The following is a 9516-nucleotide window of genomic DNA, read 5'->3' on the forward strand; positions in this document are numbered from 1 at the left end:
GCAGCACGCTTGGGTAAAAAGCGTTAAAATGTCACCACAGAGGTATAGACAAGTCATGAGCGATGAGCGTCGGCAGTTGCTTGCTTTCATTACCACGCGCTTTGCTTAACCATAACAGCGCTTTTTGTCATCTACTGCTACAATAGGCAGATAACGCTTTATATTCCAAACCACACCTATCTATAAATAATAAAATATTGAGACTTACCTATGAGTTTACATACGATTCCTGAGATTATCGAAGACATTCGTGCTGGTAAAATGGTCATCTTGATGGATGATGAAGACCGCGAAAACGAAGGCGACATCATCATGGCAGCGACCCATGTGCGCCCAGACGACATCAACTTTATGATTACCCACGCGCGCGGCTTGGTCTGTTTGACCTTATCGCAAGCACGTTGCCAACAGTTGGCATTACCACTGATGTCTGATCGCAATGAAGCAAAATTTAGCACCAACTTTACGGTGTCCATTGAGGCGGCGGAAGGCGTCACGACTGGTATCTCTGCCGCCGATCGCGCGCGCACCATTCAAGCCGCGGTTTCTTCTTCAGCAAAACCTGAAGACATCGTACAGCCTGGGCATATCTTTCCCATCATGGCTCAAAATGGGGGCGTTCTTCATCGTGCCGGCCATACGGAAGCCGGTTGCGACTTGGCACGACTAGCAGGCCTTGAGCCCGCAGCGGTGATTGTAGAAATCATCAACGCTGATGGTACGATGGCACGCCGTGATGATCTTGAGGTATTTGCACAAGAGCATGGTATCAAAATGGGCACGATTGCTGACCTTATTAACTATCGTATTGCCAATGAGCAAACGGTAGAAGAAATTGAGACCCGTCCTTTTGAAACTGAGTATGGCATCTTTACCTTACATCGTTTCCGTGAGTTTGGCGCTGATGAGACGCATTTGGCCTTGGTCAAAGGTGATGTGAGCGAAGGTGTCAGTACTGTACGTGTACATGGCTTCCATCCGCTGCGCGATTTATTCGCTGCCAAAAACGATACGACAGGCCGTAGTGGCTGGAGTGTGCAATCCGCGTTAGAAGAGATTAGCGCGTCAGATTGCGGTGTCCTCGTATGGATTGGTAGTCATCAACCAGTGGATCTGGGCGATGCGCTAGATAAAGCCTCAGACAATCAATCCCTATCTACCATTACACAGCAGCCGTATCGTAGTATTGGTGTGGGCGCACAAATATTACGCCACCTTGGGGTACGTGATATGCGCTTACTGTCATCTCCGATGAAGTTTTATGCGTTATCAGGCTTTGATCTAAACGTGGTCGATTTTGTTCATGCGCCAAAGCAGGATTAATATTTAAACCGCTGGCTGATTCAGTACCAGCGTGAGTAGTATCACTGACATAAAAAAAGGCACGCTAGCATAAGGTTAGCGTGCCTTTACATTGTTAGGTGAATATTGTTAAGTGATAAATACTTCTTTTTAAACCTTAGGCGTGTGCTCGACTGTCGCCTCTAATGCGAGTAACCGTTCACGTTCATCCTCTGTCCACGGCAGCTTATTTTTTCCATCACTGTCTAACCGCACCACCACCGCTTCAGCCGTTGCGACGATGGCCTTTTGGGCGCTGCTATAATAGCCATACTCCATCACAATGCTAGTATTGCCTAAACGCTGACAACGCACCCCTAATAACAAAGTATCAGGATAAGTCACTGGGCGTAAATATTGGCAACTTGATTGCGCCAACACTGTGACCATACTGCCATCAAACATGCCAAGTGCCTGCAAATAGCTAATACGTGCTGATTCTGCATAACGATAATAGACCACGTTATTTAAATGATTAAAGGCATCCATCTCACCCCAATGAATGGGCTGGGGATGAATAATAGGAAAATGCGCCAATTCGTTGGGGCAATGACTGCTTGAGACATCAGTGGTTGCATTTTCTGACTGTTTAGGACTCTCCATAACTTAATCTCTCTTATTTTTTGGGTCAATAAATCTGGCAAGCAACGACCATCAACGTTGAGGCTTGTCTAAAATCTGGGTGGTTAACAGTGGTGTTGGTTTTGGTGCGTTAGCAATCAATCGATCTAACCAGTCTATGACTTCTGAGATGTCAGTGGGAGCAGTTTTGGTTGATAAACTAGTATCATGAGATTTGTTTGTTATGCCCGCCGACGTTGAACGAGACGTTTTTTCACTATTAGTCGTAGCGGTTTTTGACGCAGTTTCTGCTGACATTGATTCTTGGGTAACTAGGGTTTTCAGCTGTTTTCGCGCTTGTCTCAAATAACCAATTAACGGCTCTCGTTCGCGCATATTGCTGGCTTGACTGGCCAGATTCAATGTCATAATAACTTCATGAATCGTCAGTTGCCTGCGCGTTAGGCTCACATCACTGTCAGTGTTTTGAGGCTGTGTCGCAGCATGAGTAAAACGCTCGTGACTGTGCAAAAAATCTTGAATATTTTGTATGCCGAGGTTGTGTAATTGCCAAGGACTGGGCTGCGCGCTTTTTGCCTGCAAGCGTTCAATGTCTTTTGTTAGGCTTTGTTTAATCACGACGGTTAGCGCTGGGGCGATCTCATTACTGCTTTGTGACAGCTGCCAATGTAGTCCTCGCAACAAATCTATCGCTGCACTATGGTTATTATCGGCCAGTAATCTATCAGCGGCTTGTATTTGAATACGCAATAAATCCAACTGGTTTTGCGCTTGACTGCTGGCCGCCGCTCTAGGCTCTGGCAACGTCTGCTGACTCATGGCAAACAGTCGATCATCCATCTCATTGAGTCGGCTGACGACTTGTTCGTTACTTTGCAAACGCTCATTAACATGATGCTCAAAACGCTGTTGGCTGATGTATAGCCATAATATCGCGGCGATAAGCAAAAAAATAACCAACCACTGCAGCCGCAACAAAAACACCGTTGCTTGCCGGCGCTGCTGAACAGCAGACGGATCCTTAGATAACGATTCAGAATTTATTGGCATAAGACAGTACCGTTATGGATAGGTTTAAACATAGTGAAGTAAATCATAGGAAAATGTTAGTTTTTAGCCTTAATAGCAGCAAGAATGGTTTCTGGCGCCAAATCTTCTACCCGCCAGTGACTTAACTGCTGCTCTGCCACCATGTTGGCTAAGCGCTCCCCTAACACGACGTAGGCAAAATCTGACAACGTAAGTACCTTATGTGGTTCTACACTGCTCGCGGCCACACTATCTGACTGCGGTGTTAAAGGTGTTGCAGCTGCTGTAACAATCGTTGTCCAATGCTCAAAGGCCGTACCACTACTAATAACCACAATTGGCTTTGACTGTTTGGGTTGTTTTGAGGGAGCGACAACCTGCGTGGATCTGTGCGCCAAAAAGTCTTGTAGCCACTGCTGATACTGAGTCGCCGCCTCAGTAGGCATGGTGCGCTCATACCAAGCAATACTATCAATATGCACACCGCGTGCCTGTAATGTATCGACCAATAGTCGTCGTCCGCCAAGGCCACGCCAGATCAGTAGTTTATCACCTGCTTGCAGAGTTTTAATCTCAGGCATGGCTAGCATGCCTTCATTATTGGCAACGTCAGGCTGCCGTACTCTATAGCTTGTCGTATCTAACTTGGCACGACTCAGTACAGCCGCGGTTGCTGCCCCAACGGCAATGACAGGGCTGGGTGTCTTCAACGTCTCAAGTTCTGTCTCTGCTTCCTCAGCGGTACCGCCCTGCGATTTGAGTTCACGCACAAGCGATTGCCAAACCGCTAAACCGGCAGCCGCCGCGGTGGGACTCACGATAACGAGCGCCTTATAGTCACCCGTTAACCATTGACCCATCAAGGTTCTATCATTATCGGTTACTGGCCGCGATTGCAGCGACAACATCGGCATATCAACCACTGTCAGCCCTGCAGCTTGTAGATGATGCGTTAGTGGTGCTGCACGCTCTAGCGGGCGAGTGTTGATGACCACTTGCGGCAATGATAGTGATTGATCCATTGCTTGGCTTTTTTGCCTAGACTTGACGTAAGTTGACGACATAGATATACCATGAAAAACGCTGATAAAACCGACTTAACCACAGACCTGTAGAGGTAACGGCTGGCCTATGGTTGCTCAAATAGTTGCATCATTTATGCGTTATTCAGGATGATAGATCGCTGCTAAAATATCCCCAGCACCATCGGCAAGCAGCATGTCTGCAACATCAATACCAAGCTGGTTGGCCTGCGCTTCTTGCTCGTCTTGTGGGCCGATCAATGTGACCCGTTTTTCAGATTTTAACAACTTGCTGCCGTCGGCTTGCCCCACCCGACCTCGTAACCACAACACATTGCCGTTATCATTATTACCATTGTCACCGTTGTGATCATTATTGGCATCGGTTTCGTCAGCCATTTGCAAAACCGCATAAGCCGCGATCGGCACTTGACACCCACCCTCTAAGTGACGATTTAGCGCGCGCTCAGCGATGAGGCGAATACGAGCTTTGTCATCATTAAGCGGTGCAAGCAGTTTTAACACCTCGTCATCACCGTCACGGCATTCGATCGCCAAGGCGCCTTGACCAACCGCTGGCAGACAAGCATCAATATCAAGCTCTCCGCGTATTCGCTCGTCCAGCTCAATACGTTGCAGCCCGCTGGTTGCTAGGATAATAGCATCATACTCGCCAGCATCTAGCTTACCCAAACGGGTGCCAACATTGCCGCGCAAGGTCTTGATTTGTAAATCTGGACGATACGCTTTAATTTGACACTGGCGGCGCAAACTTGATGTCCCAACCACTGCCCCTTGTGGCAACGCATCGATACTATCGTAAGTATTGGAGACAAAGGCGTCTGTTGGTGAAGCACGCTTGCAGTAGACCCCAAGCGTCAAGCCTTCAGGGAGCTGCATGGGCACATCTTTTAACGAATGTACCGCAATGTCTGCTTGTTTGTCGTACAACGCTTGCTCAAGCTCTTTGACAAATAAACCTTTACCGCCGATTTTTGCCAAAGGTGTGTCCAAAATCTTGTCACCCTTAGTGACAATTTTTAGCAAGTTGATCGTCAGCTCAGGATAAAGTGCCAATAAACGATCACGAATGTGCTCAGCTTGCCATAATGCCAAAGGACTCTGGCGCGTGGCGATGTTTAAAGTGGTCAAAGCAGGTTGCTGCGGATTGCTCATAGAAAGCCTCAATAAGTTCGATACTGGAGCGTCAGTACTTAAATGTCAGTCATCAAAGACAGCGCAAATTTGCCACAAAAAATGGCGATAGGAAGCATTTATCGTAAATGCTGACGCAAAAAATACCCTTATTTAAGCATAAATAAGGGTTTGATGATATGGCGTGATTATTTCGCTATTAATACAGTCAGTTACATGCTTTGAATCTTATCGCGTAATGCTGGCAGGTGACGGCGGCTCACTGCTAACGCCTCGTTAATACCTTTAAAGCGTATCTGATACTGTCCCCCATCTAGTGTCTCTAAAAAATCTAAAAAACTGAGGTTGATAATGGCATTACGGTGCACACGAAAGAGGCGATCGCCGAACTCTTGCTCAAGCTCTTTTAGTGTCTCATCAATCAGTACCACACCATCTTTGTGGCGTACTTTGACATACTTTTGATCGGCGGTAAAATAATAGATGTCTTTTAGCTTAATCAGCTCAACACCGCGGTGAGTACGGGCAGCGATGTGTTCGCGTACTGGGCGTGCCGTTGGGTCTTCAAGTTTACGGATCTCATTTAACTGCGCGGCATTTAGGTTTTTTGCTTTATCCAGCGCCTCCAGTAACTCGTCTTTATTCGCAGGCTTTAATAAATAACCAATGGCGTTGGCCTTGAGCGCTGCGATCGCATAGTGATCATAAGCGGTGACGAATATAATCGCTGGTGGGTGCTCAAGCTTAGCAAGCTCTTGCGCACAGCGCACCCCATCCATCTCAGGCATGCGAATGTCTAATAAGATAATGTCTGGCTGCTGAATTTTTACAGCGACAATGGCTTCTGCCCCTGTTGTTGCTTGTGCCACTACTTGGTGACCTGATTCTTGTACAATCCTGACCAAACGCTCACGCGCGAGCGGTTCATCATCACAAACTACGATACGCATGCAAACTCCCACCTTAGGACAGACTTAATATGTTTTTAATAGTATGAACATTTATCATCCATCACTTAGCGTAAAAACATTTAACTATTTCAAAGGTAACCATCCCTCTATTAACCTCTATACATAGTTCTATGTGCTGACTACTGATGTATTGACTGTTATATTTAACACAGTGCAATAAGTATGCCATGCTTATTTATTCGAAGCAGAAAGGGGGGAAATGAGCGGTAGTAAACCGGTCGTCATAAACCGACGTCGTGAAGCGGGTAATTGATGATGGTGATGATTTGGGTGGTGGTGACCTTACTTTTGATATTAGCGTTTTGACCAAAATAGGCACGTAAACGCTCAGCTTGAATATAAAAATCCATGTGCTGGCGCAGCTCATGATTGATGATTAAAGTCTTTTTGGGTAGCTCGACAGCAATTTTAATGGCGACCTGATGTTGCTGCCACGTCACTTTAATACTGATATAAATCGTCTCTGTGGTCATCTCAACCACATTCAGCAGCATTTTTTCTAGTACGCTTTGTAGGGTTAAGGCCGTAATAACCATGTCATACATGGTATTTTCATCAGGCAGCTGCCAACTCACCTCAAGCTTGTCTGCCAAACGGCTAGACTCAATCGCCAAATAATGCTCACAAAGCGCAATTTCCTCTTCAAAGCTGATCTCACGCTCACCACTAAAACTGGCACGGAATAACGCGGAAACATGCTGCAATAAAGCGGCGGCTCTTGCTGGGTTGGACTCAATAAGTGACACAAGCGTGTTCAGCGTGTTAAAGAAAAAATGCGGTGCCATACGGGCTTTAATCACATCATTCTGCGCGCTTAAATTACGCTCAAATGACTGCTTTAGGGCGTTTAACTCACGATAGCGACGTAAGAAGTACAGTAAAAACACCAAGGTAAAACCACCGCTAAACATCGCATCAAATAAAATATTTACTATGAACGTTTGACGGTCGTACTCAAACCAGCCCACATTAATCATAATCAGCATGATCAGCGTCATTGAGATGACAGAGGTAATGATTAATAAGGCAAGGACATACATACTGACTCTGGGTATGCTCATCCTTTTAAAGATTGGACGCAGATAATCAATGAGATATAAAGAGGGCATAATGCTTAAGACATTTTGAAGAAACCTACTCAAAAGCTGAATCAAAAAATCTGACCAAGTCGCGATGTCATAGCGATTCGTCACCGTCACAAACAACGACCAAAAAAAGATGTATATCAACCACTGCCAAGGCTTCATGACCTCCATGAGCTTGGGAATAAAAAACTCTAAGCGCTCCGCTAGTAAGGCAACCTCATCCTTTGCTATACTTGAGCTCTTATTCTCTTGACTTGTCTTGTACCGATATGAATGCCAATTCTTCAAACCCTAGTAATCCCAAATCAAATGTAAACGCATCTGCCACTGATTCTAGCACAGATGCCTCTATAACAAATAACGCTGCACAAAACAGTCCTACAAGCAGTCAGGGCCAGCAGATGTGGGGCGGACGATTTAGTGAGGCGACTGACAGCTTTGTGGCAGCCTTTACCGCATCCGTTGGTTTTGACCAACGTTTTGCCCGTCATGATATTCAAGGCTCAATTGCTCATGCGACCATGCTCGAAAAGTGTGGCATTTTAACTGCTGACGAAGTGGCCACTATCGTAGATGGCCTACAGCAAGTGTTACGCGAAATCGAAGCGGGTAAGTTTAACTGGTCAATTGCCCTTGAAGACGTACACATGAATGTCGAATCACGTCTCACGGACATTATCGGCGCGGTTGGCAAAAAACTGCACACAGGGCGTAGCCGTAACGATCAAGTCGCTACCGACATTCGTCTCTGGTTACGAGAAGAAACGGACAATATTATCGCACTGTTAGTACGCCTGCAAAGCGGTTTGCTTGATTTGGCTGACAAGCACACCGATACCATTATGCCAGGCTTTACCCATCTACAAACCGCACAACCCGTGAGCTTTGGTCATCATGTCATGGCATGGTTTGAAATGCTGTATCGCGATACTGAACGTCTCGTCGATGCACGCCGCCGTATCAATCAGATGCCGCTTGGTAGTGCAGCCCTTGCAGGTACGACTTTTCCTATCGATCGTACGATTACCGCTGAGCTGCTAGGCTTTGAAGGCATTTGCCAAAACTCGCTTGATGCGGTCTCAGATCGTGACTTTGCGATTGAATTCACCTCAGCCGCTTCTATCCTCATGATGCATATGTCACGTATGAGCGAAGAGATTATTCTGTGGATGTCAGCGCAGTTTAATTTTGTACAAATACCAGATCGTTTCTGCACTGGCTCCTCTATCATGCCGCAAAAGAAAAACCCTGATGTGCCAGAGTTGGTACGCGGTAAAGCGGCCCGTGTCTTTGGTCAACTCATGACCCTGCTGAGTCTAATGAAAAGCCAGCCCCTTGCCTACAATAAAGACAACCAAGAAGACAAAGAGCCACTTTTTGATTGCGTGGATACCTTAACGGGTTCGCTATTGGCCTTTGCTGATATGCTGCCAAATATCACCCCAAACATCGATGCCATGCGTGACGCTACCATGAAAGGCTACGCAACCGCGACTGATTTGGCGGATTATCTGGTCCGTAATGGGGTGGCGTTCCGTGATGCGCACGAAGTGGTCGGCAATGCGGTCGCTTTAGGGATCGCCGAGGGCGTTGACTTAAGTGATTTGTCTTTGGCCCAGCTACAGCAGTTTAGCGAGGCGATCGGTGATGATGTCTTTGACTACCTCACATTAGAAGGCTCGTTGGCAGCGCGTGACCACTTAGGCGGCACAGCGCCCAACCAAGTCAAGCAGGCCGTGGTCAATGGTCGCGCGCGCTTAAAAGCGTTTGCCTGATATCTTGGTGAAGAAGTTTGCCTGATACTTTGATAAAAGCACCCGTCTAAATAGCGGGTGTTTTTTATTGGCAGTCACGCTATCACACGTTATACCAGATACTCTTTGCTAAATCTGCCAAGACCGTTATCATAGATGAATATGACCATTTAATTTGACACCTTAACACAACGAATAAGGACTGCTTTATGACTGAGACATTTAATCCGCAAGCCAACACGGTGTTTTGCCGTAAATATAAGCAAGAATTACCAAAGATGCCGCACCCACCTTTTCCTAACAAAAAAGGTCAAGAGCTACAAGAAACGGTATCGGACAAAGCCTGGAAAGAATGGCTCGAACATCAGACCATGCTGATTAATGAAAACCATTTGAGCATGATGGATCCTGAAGCCAAAAAATTCTTAACCGAACAACGCGATAAATTTTTGGACAACGAGGATTATGAGCGTGCCCAAGGCTGGACGCCAGAAAGCTAACCGTTGATTTTTGTTTTCTACTATAGTCAATCCCACTTAAAAGTTTTATAAACTAATTATCAAACCTAATTGTTATC

General features: G+C 46.2%; 9 protein-coding genes. 3 read left to right on the forward strand and 6 right to left on the reverse strand.

Annotated elements, in window-relative coordinates:
- The first annotated feature begins 210 nt into the window (after positions 1-210).
- Positions 211-1323, forward strand: coding sequence for a bifunctional 3,4-dihydroxy-2-butanone-4-phosphate synthase/GTP cyclohydrolase II (gene ribBA / locus B2P60_RS03790; protein ID WP_198334577.1), 1113 nt, complete (start codon positions 211-213; stop codon positions 1321-1323).
- Between the two features lie 129 nt (positions 1324-1452).
- On the opposite strand, the gene B2P60_RS03795 is transcribed toward ribBA, so the two are convergent.
- The 6 genes from B2P60_RS03795 to B2P60_RS03820 all read right to left on the reverse strand — a co-directional run bounded on the left by B2P60_RS03795 (position 1453) and on the right by B2P60_RS03820 (position 7209).
- Entirely contained in the window at positions 1453-1944 is a 492-nt protein-coding gene (locus B2P60_RS03795; RefSeq protein ID WP_198334578.1) for an acyl-CoA thioesterase, read from the reverse strand.
- A 51-nt stretch (positions 1945-1995) separates the two neighbouring features.
- Positions 1996-2973 carry a hypothetical protein gene (locus B2P60_RS03800; RefSeq protein ID WP_286739525.1) on the reverse strand — a complete coding sequence of 326 codons (978 nt, stop codon included), beginning with the start codon at positions 2971-2973 and terminating at the stop codon, positions 1996-1998.
- Positions 2974-3029: 56 nt separating this feature from the next.
- Complete coding sequence (locus B2P60_RS03805) at positions 3030-3974, reverse strand: uroporphyrinogen-III synthase (protein ID WP_286739526.1); 945 nt, start codon at positions 3972-3974, stop codon at positions 3030-3032.
- A gap of 141 nt (positions 3975-4115) precedes the next feature.
- Entirely contained in the window at positions 4116-5150 is a 1035-nt protein-coding gene (hemC, locus tag B2P60_RS03810) for a hydroxymethylbilane synthase (protein WP_286739527.1), read from the reverse strand.
- A 191-nt stretch (positions 5151-5341) separates the two neighbouring features.
- On the reverse strand, positions 5342-6079 hold the full coding sequence (locus tag B2P60_RS03815; protein ID WP_193005815.1) for a LytR/AlgR family response regulator transcription factor: 738 nt from the start codon (positions 6077-6079) through the stop codon (positions 5342-5344).
- Between the two features lie 242 nt (positions 6080-6321).
- Entirely contained in the window at positions 6322-7209 is an 888-nt protein-coding gene (locus B2P60_RS03820; protein WP_230708920.1) for a histidine kinase, read from the reverse strand.
- Positions 7210-7586: 377 nt separating this feature from the next.
- On the opposite strand from B2P60_RS03820, the gene argH reads away from it, so the two are divergent.
- Both argH and B2P60_RS03830 read left to right on the forward strand, forming a co-directional pair.
- Positions 7587-8960, forward strand: a complete 1374-nt coding sequence (argH, locus tag B2P60_RS03825; protein WP_286739530.1) for an argininosuccinate lyase — start codon at positions 7587-7589, stop codon at positions 8958-8960.
- Positions 8961-9148: 188 nt separating this feature from the next.
- A complete protein-coding gene (locus tag B2P60_RS03830; protein WP_062843543.1) occupies positions 9149-9439 on the forward strand; it encodes an oxidative damage protection protein in 291 nt (96 codons plus the stop codon).
- Positions 9440-9516: the final 77 nt, after the last annotated feature.

Origin of the sequence: Psychrobacter sp. UBA3068, from assembly GCF_002366815.1 — a bacterium.
Lineage (GTDB): Bacteria > Pseudomonadota > Gammaproteobacteria > Pseudomonadales > Moraxellaceae > Psychrobacter > Psychrobacter namhaensis.